This window comes from Salegentibacter lacus (genome assembly GCF_020164555.1).
GTDB lineage: Bacteria > Bacteroidota > Bacteroidia > Flavobacteriales > Flavobacteriaceae > Salegentibacter > Salegentibacter lacus.
In genome coordinates, this window is the sequence record NZ_JAIQZB010000012.1 from 97,256 (window position 1) to 112,917 (window position 15,662).

The following is a 15,662-nucleotide window of genomic DNA, read 5'->3' on the forward strand; positions in this document are numbered from 1 at the left end:
TTAAGTTTGCGAAATATCATTTTGGTCTACCGGAGCAAGCACATGTCCAAACATCTTTAGCACCTGATTTACCTTTTCCATATTCAGGTTTTCTTTTCCCTGTTCTATTTTTCTCACAACGGTTAATGCCACGCCAGCTCTATCGGCAAATTCTTCCTGAGTGAGTTGGTTTTCTTTTCGCTTTTGTTTTAAAAACTCTGAGAGGTTTTTCATTATATGTAATTAAATATAATTATTGCAAATATATATTAATTATATGTTTAAACGTATATTTTTGGTTTTATTTCTTTATTTATATGCATTTGCATATAAATTTGTTGGGGAGGTAATTAAATTGATTAGAGCTGATTTTTCATACTTTAAAAAAGAAGTCATACAAGGTATGAATAGTATGACTTTCTTACTATTTCCCTTCTTAGTTTTGGTCTCAGAATTCAAATAACAAAAGCGCTTTTGTTCATTTTCAAACTTAAAAATTTTAAAAATGAACGAACTAAAAATGTTAGAGCAACTGGACCGTATAGAGAAATTGGTCCGCGCTCAGAAAGCCGTATTGACTTTTGACCAGGCCTGTGATTATACAGGAATTTCAAGAAGTTACATGTATAAACTTACCGCAAGGGGGGAAATTCCTTTCTCTAAACCCAAAGGTAAATTAATCTTTTTCTCACGTGAGAAACTGGATAGCTGGCTACTTAATAATAGTCATTCTTCTAAAGATGAAATCAAGAGGGGAGCAGTAGAATATACCTTTAGAAATAAAAGGTTTTAAAGCTTTGGGTTATGAAGAAATTTGAATCCAAACTCTATCAGGTTTCTGAGCAGAAGAAAAAAACGATCTACGACGCTGTGGATGAGTATGTATCTGATAAATATGATATCAGGTTTAATGAAATATCTCACGAGTTTCAGATTCGGATTAAGGAATCAAATATCTGGGAAGATTTTGAAGTGAATTCCCTGCTTATAGAATTAGCGAAGTCTAACATAGAGATTAATCCGGGTAAACTGGACATCTATTTACGGTCTAACCTGATTCCCAGATTTAACCCGATTGCGGAATACTTTGATAAGCTTCCAAAATGGGTGGGTGGAGATCATATAAGAACACTCGCTTCCTATCTTCCCGCCAAAGAACCTGAGCAATTTCTTTATCATTTTAGGAAATGGCTGGTGAGAACAGTTAAAGGTGCATTGGATGAAAATTACTTCAATAAGCAATGTTTGGTTTTAGTGCATTCAGAACAAAACTCTGGAAAATCTACCTGGTGTAGGTTTCTCTGTCCACCGGCTTTATCAAAGTATTTTGCTGAAGACATGACCACGGATAAAGACGCCAGGATTCAACTTACCAGGAATTTCATCATCAATTTAGATGAATTATCTGTGCTGGCCAGAAAAGAAATAAATGCCCTTAAAGCTTATTTCTCTAAAACGATGATCAATGAAAGGCTGCCTTATGACCGTAAAAACTCAAACCTGCGAAGGACCTGCAGTTTTATAGGATCTACAAACAGGGCAACTTTTCTTAATGATGAAACCGGTTCTGTGCGCTGGTTATGTTTTGAGCTTATTGGTAAAATTGATTTTGCTTACTCCCGGGAAGTTGATATAGATAAAGTATGGGCTCAGGCTTATTACCTGGCCTATGTGGATGAACAATTTAACCCAGAATTGACCCTGGAGGATATTGTTGCAAATGAAGAAAGGAACAAGACTTACCGGGAAGCCAGTATGGAAGAAGAACTGCTCTGTAAATACTATCTCAAGAGTTCAGATCCAGCCGACTTTAAAACGGCATCAGATGTAGTATTGCAACTGAATTGTATTAATCCGAGACTGAATATTTACAATATGGGTAGAGCAATGAGGGCCCTGAACTTTGAAAGGGTAAAATCTACCCAAAATGGAAGATATGGCTACCTGGTCAAACAGAGGTTCAAGACCTCTCCTTTAGAAGTTTTATAAAATCTATTTACCCTAATTACCCAAACCCTGGAAAGGGCTGTTAACAAAGGGGGTTTCACTGGGTAAATAGAATTTAAAACTATCTACCCTAATTACCTTTTTAGGTAGATAGGGTAGATAGGAAAAACAGCCAAAATAGAAAAAAACCCCTGGTTTTACTGGCCTGGATAAATAGGTAATTAAAAATTGAAAAAATGAACTTAAATAACTTATCGTGTAAAAGTGCCCGTAATATTTGCATCGTAAAAACGCTGGCAAAATTAGGGCACTTTCCCACCAGAACATCGGAAAAAGAAGCTTGGTTTCTGAGTCCCCTGCGGTCAGAAACCCAAGCCTCTTTTAGCGTCTCTTTAATTAAAAACTTATGGTTTGACTTCGGATCGGGAATAGGAGGGAATACCATCGATCTAATTATGCTTATTAAATCCTGGTCTGTAAGGGAAACCCTGGAATATTTAAAGCACGATATGGGATCTCTTTCTTTTAGCCCGCCGGATATTGAACATCTTACTAAGGAGCCAGAAATTAGTATCCTGGACGTTCAAATTATTCACCTGAAAGCATTAGTTGATTATCTAAGCTCACGGAATATACCTTATGAGATTGGTAGAAAATACTGCAGACAGGTTTGGTATCGCTGTAAAGGAAAACGATTTTTTGCTCTTGGCCTTGAAAATTATAAAAGAGGCTGGGAACTTAGAAATAAATACTTTAAAACTTCCAGTAGCCCTAAAACCTTTTCTTTTTTTGAAAGAGAGTCCAGACAACTACTTATCACAGAAGGGATGTTTGATTTTCTTTCCCTGGCCACTATTGATGAAGACTTAGTACAAAACTCAGACTGTATCATTTTAAATTCCCTGGCTTTTTTGGAAAGGATTAAAATACTCATCCCTAAATATGAAAAGGTACTGATCTATCTGGACAATGATGCGGCTGGTAAAAAAGCAGCCAGTTCACTTCTAAACCAATTTGATAATGTTAAAGATTGTAGCGATTCCTACTCTGGCTATGTAGATCTGAATGAAAAATTAAAAGCTGAAAAATCCTTGACTTTAAAATAATAATGAGTTGTAAACGGTAAATGCCTATCGGAGAATTTCAGTTGAAAGGCAAAAGCAAGATGTGTCATTGTAATGACAATCTTGCTTTGCGCCCGATGGTTGCAAAGATTTTAAAAAGAAAAAAATGAAAAGGGAATACATACAAGTCCGCTGCTCGATCTACGAGAAGAAGCTGCTCAAAAGAAGAGCGGCCAGGGCAGGAATTTCCCTTTCAGAATATATCCGAGCAACGGCCTTTGATAAAAATATTGTAGAACGGATAACCCCGGAACAACTGGAGACTTACAAAATGCTGGTACAGTACAAGAACAACTTCAGCCGCATTGGGAATATGTTTAAAAAAAGGGATCCAAAGCTGGCCAGAGAAGTGGAAGACCTGGCGAAAGAAATTAGGACACATTTAAAAAACTTTAAAAAATGATAGGGAAAGGACATAGCATTTCAGGCGCCAGAGTTTCCATATCCTATGGTTGGAACCAGGAGAAAGAAGCTGAAGTCGTGTTAAGAGAACACGTGGCCGGGGATACTCCCGCGGAGATTGCTGAAGAGTTTAGGATTATCCAGTCGCAAAACTTACGATGTACCAATAATACCTTAAGCTTCATCGTAAGCCCAACAATTGAGGACGGCAAGGATCTAAGCAAAAAGGAACTGGAAGACCTCGCTAAAAAGTTTTTAAAGGAAATGAACCTGCAAAACAATCAATCCATTGGATTTGTACACCGGGATAAAGCGCATACCCACGTTCATATTTATACCAACAGGATTGGTTTTGATGGCAAAGCCTACAATGACAGCTTTATCGGAAAACGAAGCCAGATAGCTGCCGATAATGTGGCAAAAGAATTAGGACTGACCAGGGTTCGGGAAGTTCAGCAGGAAAGACTTAATGAGTTGAAGGGCCTCAGACAGGAAATCAAAAATATACATGACCGGGTACTTCAGTCGAGGCCAAAATCCGTGGATGAATATATAAATAAAATGAAAGCCCAGAAGGTGGAAGTGATTCCCACCATCAATAAAGCGAATCAACTGCAGGGGTTTCGGGTGGAATACAAAGGAGTGAATCTTAAAGCAAGTGAAGTGGACCGATCAATGAGCGGTAATCGGTTAATTCCCGCGATCTCGCAAAACAGAAGTTTAACAAGAGGAATGGAAGCACCAAAAAACCTTCAGGTTTTAAATAAAACGGTACAGTTAAGCAGTAATCTGTCAACCAAAATAGCTAAAGAGCTTATAAAAGGAGCTGTAAAAATAGTAAGGGATACCGGAATCGGATATTAAACAATTGAATTATGAAAAAACTAGATGAAATTATGGAACTGATGGCCGATGAGATGGATGATTTCAAAACTGCTGTGCTGGAACTTCAAAAGCTTTCAGAACAATTAGTTAAGATGAGCATCCCCATTAGCACGGAAGCTTTGGAAAAGAACCTGAACACATTCCTGCTAAAGCAGCAAGCGGAAAAAGAAAAAACAGATGAAATCCTGCAGGGTATAGACAGAAAATTAAAACACGCCAGGATCATACCAAATTATCTGCTCATCCTTTTAGGAATATTTGGGATTCTTGCTGTGGGATCTGTGGGGTATTTTGGTTACACCGATAAAGAAAATGTAGAAGAGAATTTTGAAGTCTACCAAATGATTATGGAATCACAGATTAAGTCATACGAAGATTATTTTGCAGCATATCCTGAAATCCACGATGCATACTGCAAGTGGCTAGAGAGTGGATACCAGGGTTTGTAATGACAAATGGCTATGGTTAAAATTCCGTGAAATTTGCGTCAAATGCCCTTAAACCCCCAGAAAACCCGTTGAAATTTGCGTCAAAAATTTAGTAAAAAATTACAGCAATTTTTTAGATCAGTGGATAATGAGTGGGTATTCCAGTAAATGGGCTCAAAGGCCCCGATAACAGGTTGAAATTTACTGGTAATGTAAAACAGAAGGTGGCGCCCCTATGCTGTTTTTACTTTACGCTTAACTTCCCGTACGCTATAAAAACAGCATAGGATCCGGCGCAAGTTTTGGTAGATATTAGGGGACAGTAGTAGTACAAGAATCCAATGATTAGTAAGTTTAGAAAACTTCTGATCCACGGGAAGTTGTCCGCAGATTGAATTATAATTTTTTATAGGTTTAAATAAAATGGATAAGCAAATAAAATCAAAAGTTTCTTGTGATATAAGTAATCTCACAAGGTTTACACTTTCTCCATCTTTGATCTACATCTCCAATTGAAAAACGCCCTTCTCTTTTTTCAAAAATATCCAATCCTCGGCCAAGGATAATCTTACATCTATTATTGGTCTCAATATATCTGTCATGATGCTTTTCAAGGGAATAGGTTAGATTAATTCCCATTTCTTTTACATTCGCAGCTATTTCTTCAAAGCAATCTTTACTCTGGTTTAGAAACTCTTTCAAGTTCCACGAAATTACTTTAAGATTAATTATCTTTCCCGGATTATTCAAGTTTCCGAGCATCACACAAAACTCCAGCAGATTATTAAACTGATATGGTAATCTTATCCAAGGATCCTGAAGTATTATATTATTAGCTTCCTTTAGATGACTTGCAAATAATTTTTCAAAAGTGATATTGGTTTGATCCTGTTTAATAATTTCTTGTTCCTGTGACTTTGTCTTTAGTTCTGGAACTGAAGTAGAGGAGGTATACTCTTTTTTTAGATGGGAAGGTTTAAGAACAGACTTTTTTGAATTACTCTTTAATTCTTCAGAAATTGGAAATTTTTCTACAATAAAAGATTTAAAATCCACGTCGCTACCTCCTGATGAAAGATCGTGAAGATACCTGTCCTGAGGGTCGCTTGAGATCACCAGATTTACAGCATTTTTAGCTTCCCATATTCTAAAGTGTTTTTCAAGATTAATAAATGTATTTGCAGGAATTTTCAACCATATTAGTTCATGTGCTCCTACTAAAACTATATTCCAATCCTTCTTGAAATTCTCAAGTTTTATATTCATCCACCAAGCAGCACGGTTACCGCTTATGCTTATACTTGCAAAGGTGGTATTTTTTGTTTTTAAATTATCCGAACCTTTTTGGGAATTGATGTAATGAATTGCCTTGGTTTTTACCATACTTGGAAGAAATAGGATTAAAGGGTAGAGCTTTGTAAATATATAACATATGATTTTAAAATACCAAGTGCCATTATTTATAGTTTCTTTCTTAAATATATCAAATAATTTATTTTAGGTTTTACGGTTTTCCACATCTGCAAAAGTTTAAAACCTTCTAAATTTGAACTTCTATAACAACCATCAATTTTATTTTAATTATTTCAAAACTTAAATTATGTTAAAAACCATAGTTTAACAGGTACTCGTTTTCATCCTAAAAGCTCAACTTTGAAGTCATGGATTCTTCAGAAGAGAAAAGACTTCAAAATTTAGGCAACCGTTTAAAGTATTTTCGAAAACTTAAGGGATATACAAATTATGAGCATTTAGCTTATGACGTAGGTATTTCTCGATCTCAATATGGAAAATATGAAAATGGAGGAAACATAAAGTTTACCACCCTTTGTAAGATTTTGGAACATTTAGATATTTCTTTGAAGGATTTTTTTAGTAAAGGATTTGAATAAAAAATTTATGCAAGCACACCCGCTGGCTGAAGCACTTCAGAATCTTCGTGAATCATCGAAGCATGCAATAGCAGAAGGCAATTCTTATAATTTCGATGAATTTAGTGAGTATTTTCATGTCGAAAGAGAGATTGAACAAAAACTAGTTGATAGGATTAGATTTTGTTCTCAAAGATATGAACCAAGTTTGCTACTCGTTTGCGGGAATGTAGGTGACGGTAAATCTCATATTCTTTCCTATTTAAATAAGGTGGTGCCTGAGGAAATAAAAAGATTTAAAATTCATAATGACGCAACTGAGGCCCATGATCCAAATGGAAATTCAAACGATACTTTAAATAGAGTTCTTGAATCTTTTCAAGACCAAAATATTGAAAACTCTAAAGACAGGTTAATTCTTGCAATTAATTTAGGAACCCTGAATAATTTTATTGACACTCATGGGGATAAATATTCTAAGCTCATAGAATATGTAAACAAGAAAAAAATTCTGGATACTGATTTAATTGATGAAGATTCTATAGATGAAGAAAGTATTTTTCAGCATGTAAATTTCACCGATTATCATATGTACTCATTGTCTGAGTATGGTGCGGAATCCAAAATTATATCTACATTATTAGAGCGATTAACAAAAGAAGATGAGCAAAACCCTGTTTACAGAGCTTATATTGAATTTCAAAATATGAGTTTTTCAGTTGATTGCCCAATCAGCTTCAATTATCAATTTATCTCAAAAAAGAAATATCGTGATGTAATTTCAGATTTTATAATACAATCAATAATTAAGAATAAGGAAATCGTTTCTATAAGATCTCTTATGAACTTTTTTTATGATCTCATAGTCCCTATTGGCCTTAAATGGGAGAATTTGAAGGATTATGAGGTTCAATTAAATAAAATGAGTGTAACTGATTATCTTTCTAATACTACACCGAATTATTTATTTGAGCACTCTGAATTATCGAGTTTGTTTGAAAAATTCCAAGAATTGGATCCGTGTGCTTATAGGTACTCTGAATTAGATCAAAACCTGATACAACTAATTAATTCTAATCGCCCTGAATCGATTTTTACAAGGTTTATAAACGGAGATTCAACTGAAGGCTTGATAGGATACATCAACCATGATAAGCTTAACAAAAATAATTTAACGAAACTATTTATTAGGCTGAACTACTTCAATAAAAGCTCTGAAGTACTTGAGAGAAGTAATCCTTATTTTATGAAGTTTATGCAGCTCTTATATCTTTTTAATTGTAACGATGAATCGGCGAAGAAAAAGGTGTATAACCTTGTTTATAATTCCGCTAGGCTCTGGTATGGTGATCCAAAAAAATCTGGAAAAGCTATCGTGAAACTTGGAAGAAATCAATCAAAATACAGAATTTTTAAGGATTTTAAACCTTCGCCTATCCTAGGAAATGGCACAAAAAAAAATGATCCAATTTTAACCCGTTTTGTTCAAGAATTCACTCTCTTCTTCGAAAACGGAAATTCCGAAAAATTAAAAATTCATGTTGACTATAGCCTTTTTGAATTATTAAATAAGATAGTAAAAGGCTACCGGCCAAATAGAAAGGACAACAATAATTATATCACCTTTATTACCTTTATAAATAGATTAATTAATCATGAAAATGATAAATCAGCACTTGAAATTGATGAAATAAATATAGGAAAAGCAGCGGATTATAAATTAAGCTTAAACTATTTAGGCGAGTATACCTTCGATACTATATGAAAGAAGTAACAATAGAAATGGAAGGCATAGATGGCCTCATCTCAACTTATATCAATAAAGATAAATGGAGAGGGCACTTAACTGGAAATAAATTTAAAATCTTACCATTTAAAACAAAATTCTCCCAGAATTGTATGCCTGATCTTAGGTCTTTTCATGGTGTAGTGGGTGAATGCTTTAGAATTTCAAGAGATGAAAAATTCAGTAAAGAATTAAATGGAAATAAGAAAGAATCCTTTAATCATAATTTAAGAGATTTTATTATAGATAATGTTCAGAAGGAGGTTAATACTAAACATTTTGATAGACTAAAAGATGTTATAATAAATCTGTTTTTTGAAGATGATCATAGTCTTATCAAATTTAGTAAAGACACACTTCCTTACCTTAACTTTTTCATTCAAAGTAACCATCTTGAAGAAATCTCTTATTTCGTCTATAGTATATTTTTGAAGGGTGATATCCTCAAGGACGAGGATTTAACAAAGAGCACCAATGACAATTTGTTATATAAATTGGTTTTAGAAAGTTTGCCTGATTTGGAAATAAAAACAGGTTCTAATGATAGGAAAGAATACAAAAATATATTTCCTCAAATAAAGGACTTATTCCAAAAAGATTTCAAGTTTATAGCTTCAAGTGAAGAATTGTATTTAAATCATATTCAAGATTTATATAAATATTATTTTTTCTTTTATCTATCGCAATTGGCTCGTTTTTTTAACTCTTTTGGAGCGGATAAAGAGATTAAGCCAATTTACTTTTCCATGGACTGGGAAACACTTTCAGCTTCCAGGCTAGCTTATCTGTCTGGCTGGGTAATTTTAAAGAGAGATTCAAATGGTCTTTTTTCTCACATATTTACACTAGAGTTATTAAATTATATTTTAGTTGCCAATGATTCTATTGGTGACTATTTTGAAATTCAAGAAACTTCTAAAAGTTTGGCTACTGAAGAGAAAACTAAACTTATTGAATCCATAAGGCTGATTTCAGAGTTCTATAAGGGTAATATATCTAAGTTTTATGCCGGATATAACTGGGAAAAATGTGAAAATGAGGTTGCGGGTTATTTTCTTAGAAATCCTAAAAAATATAATTGTGAAGTACAGAAAGAAATTATTAGACTGTACAAACTAATTAAATATCAATTTGATCATTCCGAGAGAGGGGCTGCTCATGAAAGATATGGAAAATGGTTTGAACATTTTTGCAAAATTAACTTTGTTAAAAATAGAGGTCGTTTAGGAGGAACAACAGTCCTAAACCAGGAATACCTATTATTTCTAACAAAATTATGTATTGGTAAAAAAGATAAAATTCGTTTGAATGAATTATGGCACCAACTAAGATTAAGAGGTTTAGTTTTTGACGAAACCTCGAAAGGGGAAATAATCAAATTATTTGAAAAAATTAATTTACTAGAGAAAAAAAGTGATAGTGGAGATGCTCAATACGTCAAGTCAACTATATAGTTATATATCCAAATTAATAGTTGAAAACTTTTCAACTCAGAATATTTCTCCAGGAGATCGTTATAATTTCTACCTAGAGGAAGAAGATCATGTCAAAGGTATCTATGAAGAACTTCGAAAAATCAATCTTCCAACACAAAATTTCACATATACTCACCCTGAATCTGAGGGTAAACCCTATTCCACTTTTAGTATAACTATTAATACAACTAAAGTTATAATAGCTTCAAGTCAAAATGCAACAGAAGATTATTTTACGACCCTAAGGAACCTGGTAGCTCTCCAAAAAAATCAATTTGAGAATACTGCCCTTTTAATTTTATTTAGTGGTAAGCTGGACAGTCTATTAGGGGGAAGTGGCAGTTTGAACAAGGAAGGTATGCCCTTACATCATAGTGTTTTTCGAAAAAAGCTGGCGGCCGACATAGAAAAATCTTCTTTCAAACGGCACGAAAAAATGTTATTAAATGAAGTAATTACGCGTAAAACGAAAAGTGTTGTTGAAGATAACAATTCCATATTTGATTTTTCTCAAGTAATAGATTCTTTAGTTAAAGAAAAAATTGAATCTAAAGATTTTAAAAATTTAGGGTTCTTTCCGGATGAGGAATTAAAAACTAAAACGGATCCAAATGTTATAAGATCAACTTTAAATGAAAATTTTGAACTTTTTGAAAGAATTGAAAATATTCATTCTCATGGCGACCCAGAAATAGATTTAGAAAAATTAGTTTCAGAAGCCGGTAGAAAGAGATTAATTCAAGCTAATTGGGCAGAATATGATTTTTCAGATGTTCAAAAATGGAGGGATCAAAAAAATAATAGAGTTGCTCCGGTTTTTCAAGGTGTGAATGGTAATGACGCATTCAGAAAGATTTGGTGTAGATCAGATAGCGATACTATAGCTGGTAGAAGAAACAATAATTTAATTATTTTCAACCCGGAAAAAGACATTCCTTATTCAATTGAATTAAGATTCGATCAACCAACAAGTATTGAAGGAGTATCAATAAAAAAGGGGAAGGATCGTTTTAAGGCTTCTACTAGCGGTCACAGTCTTAAAATTGATGTTCATTCATTTAATCCAGAAGAACTTTTTGGTCTTATTAATTATCAGGATAAGTCAACAAGAAAACTTTACAAATTCAAAATCCTTCAACTTCCCGTAGAAGAAGATTTATTAAAAGCCTTTGAAACAAAATTTTTAATAGGTAAGGAGGAAAGTTTATTAATTGAAGAAACTGATGAACTTGTATTCAATGAAAATAATAAAAACAAGGTCATTGAGAAATTAAAGCCAGATGCAAATTACACTCTAGGTAAAGATGTTTCGCTTAAAATTAAGATCGATTACGATACAATACCTGATGACTTTATAGCCTTCAACATTGAGTATAATGAAATAACAATTCCACTCGGAATAAAACCGGATGTAGAGCCTCCAAGGCCTATAACTGGGTTAGATGTATGGAAAGAAAAAAGGGAAAATTTTAAAGATTTTCAATATTCATACGAAGAAAGCATTTTAAAATTAACCTTCAAGAATAATGAAAGAACTGTACGGGGAGAGTTTAGAAAAAATTTACTTTTAGAAAGGGAAATAATTAACTCTGGAGCTTTTTCATGGAATGAACATGCCGACAATGAATTAAAAGATAGGCCAATAAATTTACCCCAGGATCTTAAAGAGGCATTTAACGAATTAAGGAACTACTATATTAGAAATGATAGTCTTCCCAGCTTGACTTTACTAAATGGGGAGGCTTATGATCTTTCTAAAAATTTAGTTGATTTATACTTTAGTAAATTAAATTCTTTACGGGAGAATAAAGTTTTAGACCCTCAAGAACGGGATTTATCTCAATTAGGGGTGGTACTTGAAAAATTTGGTGAGCAACTTGTTAAATATTCTCCTCTTCACCCATTAAACATCGCTTATCAACTTCATATAATTAATGAATTAAAACAAGAAGAAATATACAATGCTGTCTTAGAAAGATTAAGCCCGATGAACCTTGTTCCGTATCTTGAAAAAGGCGGAAAAGTATATACTCCAATAGATACATTAGATTCTCCCGAATGGCTTTATTATACTGAATACCTACATTCTGAACAATCAATTCCTAAAAATTATGTAGTTAAATTAGTCCGTGAGAAGTTAGAAGATTTTACATATAATTTTGACTTTCTATTTTCACAATCTAGTAAATCACCAATAATTCTAAATGCTATAAACCTTGGTGATTGTAAGGAGATCATGCAAGGTATATTCGAATACTATCGAACTTTTTTAAATAAGAAAACTTCCAAACGTCCAACTGATTTATTACCTATCGATATTAACATATATGGAGCAGACCAAATTGTCTCAAAATTTGAGGAACTTACATATTACACCAATGTTGAAGATGTTGAAGAAAAACTCGATGTAAATCTAAAAACATCTAATTTTGAAAAGGAGGACCTCTTAAACATCTTTCTTGAAAAAATTAATTTTTATAGTAAATCCATCCCTAGTAGTGATGAGAGTTATGAATATGCGCATATAACATTCTATCAATTTGATCGCAATCAAATTAAAAGAAACTCAAATCATACTTCTGATATAAAGAGCGGAATTTCCTTAAATGGTCTTATTTCAGATGTTCCTTCTGTTCCTGTAAACGCTCAAACTTACCGCTCTGGCTTTGGAGTAAAACATTCACCTGAAAAGAGTAATTTAATAACTCAATTTTCTAGTCTTTACAATTCATTGGTTAACGTAGTTGATAATGGCAACGATTTCGAATCTAATAAAGCAATTTGCACTACAATCGATCTAAAAATAAAAGATCAACTTCAAAATCTATACACCAATTCCCAGTGGGTTACTTATATAGACCCGAAAGTTGATTTAGACTTCTTTAAACAAGAAGATGACCTAGTGATTATTCATTATAGTGATCAATATAATAATTCAAGCGGTTACGATGCTATAACCGTTACGGACAAGACACATCAGTACTCTTCAATTGTTAGTGAATTTTTAACCAAAAATAAAGTAACCCATGAGCCCAAAAAAGACACCCTAAAGGTCATAAATTTCTTTAATGCTATAAATGGTGATTGGTTGCTAAAGCTTATTCGTCAGGACAATCAGTTCCCACGAGAAAAGATAAGTTTATTATCTGGCATAAAAACCTCTCTAAGTTTTCTATATCATCCAGACATTATATGGATTCCGATTTCTCTTGAGGAAATCCTAAGAGTTTCCGGTAGCGCTGGTCTAAAAATGTCGGACGGTCTCTTTTCTGCAAAAAATCTTGGTTCCAAAGAGTTTTCCTTCAGCGATGATCTATTGTTGATTGGTCTGGAAAAATGCAATGAATCACTCAAAATGCACCTCTACCCAATGGAACTTAAAATTGGTGGAAGTAATCTCAAAAAGAAAGGCATTGAGCAAGGTAGAAAAACAGCTATTTTGTTGAAAGAACATCTTTCTAAAAAATGCTTTCTAGGGGAATTTTATAAAAATTTCTTTGCAAAGCTGGCCATTACCAATGCTGAAAAGATGCAGTTATACAAAATTTGGGATACTCAGACTTGGAGTCAAGTTTTTGAAAATTACCGGTCGGATTTAATGAATAATAACTTTGAAATATCAAATTCAATAGAGGAATCATATGGAAATTTTGGTCTAATCCATTTCGGAAAAGAAACTATTCAACGGCAACTACAAAAAAAAGAGGATTACATAATAGCTGAATTATTAGAAGAAGATGGCTACAATTTTTTGGTGAAATCAATTGATGAGTTAATTCACCTTTTCCACGAAACACCTACAGGGATAGAAAAGCAGAATTTATTACTCCAAAAATTACCCGTTGGAACATGTGAGGTAAAGGAAATAGGAACTTTCAATTTAGAGGTTCAGAAAAAAGAAGTGCTATACAGCATACCATTAGAAAATAAGAGGCTGGAAGCTGCAGAACCTGAAGAAATTGAAAAAAGGGGAGAGAGTGAAGGTTTGGAGCCTGCTAATGACAGTGATGGAATAGAAATTTTATTCGGGAATGATTTAAAAGACGGTAAAAAAATTATTTGGGAACCCAATAATACCAATAAAGTAATGCACACTAATACAGGCATTATTGGCACTATGGGGACAGGAAAAACTCAGTTTACTAAATCATTAATTGCTCAAACTGCATGGAATCAAAATAGGAATATTGGAAGCAAAAAATTAGGCATTCTAATATTCGATTATAAAGGAGATTATATTAAGGATGATTTTGTTAAAGCTACGGATGCTAAGGTTTTTCATCCATATCATTTGCCTTATAATCCTCTTGCATTAGATGTAACTTCTACTTCTAAACCAATGCTTCCCTTGCATACCTCTAACGACATTAAAGAAACTATTTCCAATGCATTTAACTTAGGAAATGTACAAAAGCAAAAATTGCGTGATGTTATTATAGAAGCATACGAACATAAGGGTATTTATAAAGCAAAACGAGAGACCTGGAGTAAAGAAGCTCCCACTTTGGGCGATGTTTGTAATATATATATGTCTGATGAAAAAGTGGCTCACGATAGTTTATATGCAGCAATTTCCAATCTTCAAGATTTTGAGATTTTTGAACCGGATGCTTCAAAAACCAAATCTCTATATTCTTTGGTAGAAGGAGTAACGGTTATCAATCTTTCTGGATATGATGAATCTATTCAGAACTTAATTGTAGCTATAACCTTAGATGCATTTTATACTCAAATGCAAACTAATGGCCATAGTAAAATTGATGGCCATAAACGGCAGTTACGCAAAATGATTTTAGTTGATGAAGCTGATAATTTTCTGAGTAAAAACTTTAATTCAATTAGAAAAATTTTGAAAGAAGGCCGTGAATTTGGTGTTGGTACTGTTCTGTCGACTCAGTTTTTAAATCACTTTTCTACTGCAGAAAATGACTATTCAAACTATATTCTTACCTGGGTGATTCATCGAGTAAACGAAATCAAAACAAAGGAAGTAGAGTCTCTTTTTACTATTGAATCAAAAGATCAAAGGGATAATTTGATCAAAACTATTAAAGGTCTAGAAAAGCATCATAGTATAGTGAATCTTGCGGGTTCTGAACCTATTCTGATGAAAGACAAAGCTTTTTGGGAATTAAATAGTTAAAGATCTTTTTTGCAAAAAATGTGAATCCAGGAATTAGTATCGTACATAACTCTTCTATCTCTTGTTTCAATTTGGATAATTTTAAATCCAGCTATTTTTAGGATTTTTTCTAATTCTAAGACAGAATAAAATGCATAGAATTTATTTACTCCTCCGTAACGGTCATCAGAAATATTTTTTTCACCTATGCCTTTTTTCATAGATAGATAAAAAACTCCGTCTGCTTTTAAGTAATTCAATATTTGACCCAAAACCTTCAATAAATTTCGTTTTCTTATATGCAATAAACTAGCAGAGGCCCAAATTCCATCAAAGCTATCTGGGAAATTTAATTTCTCAATATCCATCACTTTAAAATCTATTCCAGCGTTTTCTTGATTAGCGATATTGATCATTTCTTCTGATAAATCTACACCTGTGGTTTTAAAACCAAACTTTTTGAAATATTTAGAATGCTGCCCAGGCCCACAACCTAAATCTAAAATTTTTCCGCCAGGCTTCACCATTTTGACAAATGAGAACATCTCAGGTAAGATATCAAAACTACTAACTACTAAATAATATTCTTTCGCAGTTCTATTGTAACTATCTATAGTTTTATTTCGCTTTGCCATTTCCATTA

General features: G+C 33.3%; 13 protein-coding genes. 10 read left to right on the forward strand and 3 right to left on the reverse strand.

Annotated features, from left to right (window positions below; translation table 11 throughout):
- Window positions 1–213 carry a type II toxin-antitoxin system Y4mF family antitoxin gene (locus tag LB465_RS11370; protein WP_224469984.1) on the reverse strand — a complete coding sequence of 71 codons (213 nt, stop codon included), beginning with the start codon at window positions 211–213 and terminating at the stop codon, window positions 1–3.
- A 271-nt stretch (window positions 214–484) separates the two neighbouring features.
- On the opposite strand from LB465_RS11370, the gene LB465_RS11375 reads away from it, so the two are divergent.
- From LB465_RS11375 to LB465_RS11400, 6 genes are all read left to right on the forward strand, one after another.
- Complete coding sequence (locus LB465_RS11375; protein WP_224469985.1) at window positions 485–772, forward strand: helix-turn-helix domain-containing protein; 288 nt, start codon at window positions 485–487, stop codon at window positions 770–772.
- 11 nt (window positions 773–783) lie between these two features.
- Window positions 784–1,968 (forward strand): virulence-associated E family protein, encoded by a 1,185-nt coding sequence (locus tag LB465_RS11380; protein WP_224469986.1) that lies wholly within the window; start codon window positions 784–786, stop codon window positions 1,966–1,968.
- A gap of 194 nt (window positions 1,969–2,162) precedes the next feature.
- Window positions 2,163–3,032, forward strand: a complete 870-nt coding sequence (locus LB465_RS11385) for a toprim domain-containing protein (RefSeq protein ID WP_224469987.1) — start codon at window positions 2,163–2,165, stop codon at window positions 3,030–3,032.
- A 124-nt stretch (window positions 3,033–3,156) separates the two neighbouring features.
- Entirely contained in the window at window positions 3,157–3,453 is a 297-nt protein-coding gene (gene mbpA, locus LB465_RS11390; protein ID WP_224469988.1) for a mobilization protein MbpA, read from the forward strand.
- Complete coding sequence (locus LB465_RS11395; RefSeq protein ID WP_224469989.1) at window positions 3,450–4,316, forward strand: relaxase/mobilization nuclease domain-containing protein; 867 nt, start codon at window positions 3,450–3,452, stop codon at window positions 4,314–4,316. Before mbpA ends, LB465_RS11395 begins: the two co-directional genes overlap by 4 nt.
- A gap of 11 nt (window positions 4,317–4,327) precedes the next feature.
- Window positions 4,328–4,786 carry a DUF6730 family protein gene (locus LB465_RS11400; protein WP_224469990.1) on the forward strand — a complete coding sequence of 153 codons (459 nt, stop codon included), beginning with the start codon at window positions 4,328–4,330 and terminating at the stop codon, window positions 4,784–4,786.
- Window positions 4,787–5,206: 420 nt separating this feature from the next.
- On the opposite strand, the gene LB465_RS11405 is transcribed toward LB465_RS11400, so the two are convergent.
- Window positions 5,207–6,148 (reverse strand): MIT C-terminal domain-containing protein, encoded by a 942-nt coding sequence (locus LB465_RS11405; protein WP_224469991.1) that lies wholly within the window; start codon window positions 6,146–6,148, stop codon window positions 5,207–5,209.
- A 278-nt stretch (window positions 6,149–6,426) separates the two neighbouring features.
- Between LB465_RS11405 and LB465_RS11410 the strand changes: the two genes are divergently transcribed.
- Genes LB465_RS11410 through dptH form a run of 4 tightly spaced genes read left to right on the forward strand, consistent with a single transcriptional unit; the run spans window position 6,427 to window position 15,040 of the window.
- Window positions 6,427–6,657 (forward strand): helix-turn-helix domain-containing protein, encoded by a 231-nt coding sequence (locus tag LB465_RS11410; RefSeq protein ID WP_224469992.1) that lies wholly within the window; start codon window positions 6,427–6,429, stop codon window positions 6,655–6,657.
- A gap of 7 nt (window positions 6,658–6,664) precedes the next feature.
- Window positions 6,665–8,401: a DNA phosphorothioation-dependent restriction protein DptF gene (gene dptF / locus LB465_RS11415; RefSeq protein WP_224469993.1), complete on the forward strand. Its 1,737-nt coding sequence runs from the start codon at window positions 6,665–6,667 to the stop codon at window positions 8,399–8,401.
- Window positions 8,398–9,876, forward strand: a complete 1,479-nt coding sequence (gene dptG / locus LB465_RS11420) for a DNA phosphorothioation-dependent restriction protein DptG (RefSeq protein ID WP_224469994.1) — start codon at window positions 8,398–8,400, stop codon at window positions 9,874–9,876. Before dptF ends, dptG begins: the two co-directional genes overlap by 4 nt.
- Window positions 9,848–15,040 carry a DNA phosphorothioation-dependent restriction protein DptH gene (gene dptH / locus LB465_RS11425; RefSeq protein WP_224469995.1) on the forward strand — a complete coding sequence of 1,731 codons (5,193 nt, stop codon included), beginning with the start codon at window positions 9,848–9,850 and terminating at the stop codon, window positions 15,038–15,040. The genes dptG and dptH overlap by 29 nt, the downstream gene beginning before the upstream one ends.
- Here the strand turns inward: dptH and LB465_RS11430 are convergent.
- Window positions 15,037–15,660, reverse strand: a complete 624-nt coding sequence (locus LB465_RS11430; RefSeq protein ID WP_224469996.1) for a class I SAM-dependent methyltransferase — start codon at window positions 15,658–15,660, stop codon at window positions 15,037–15,039. The genes dptH and LB465_RS11430 overlap by 4 nt on opposite strands.
- Window positions 15,661–15,662: the final 2 nt, after the last annotated feature.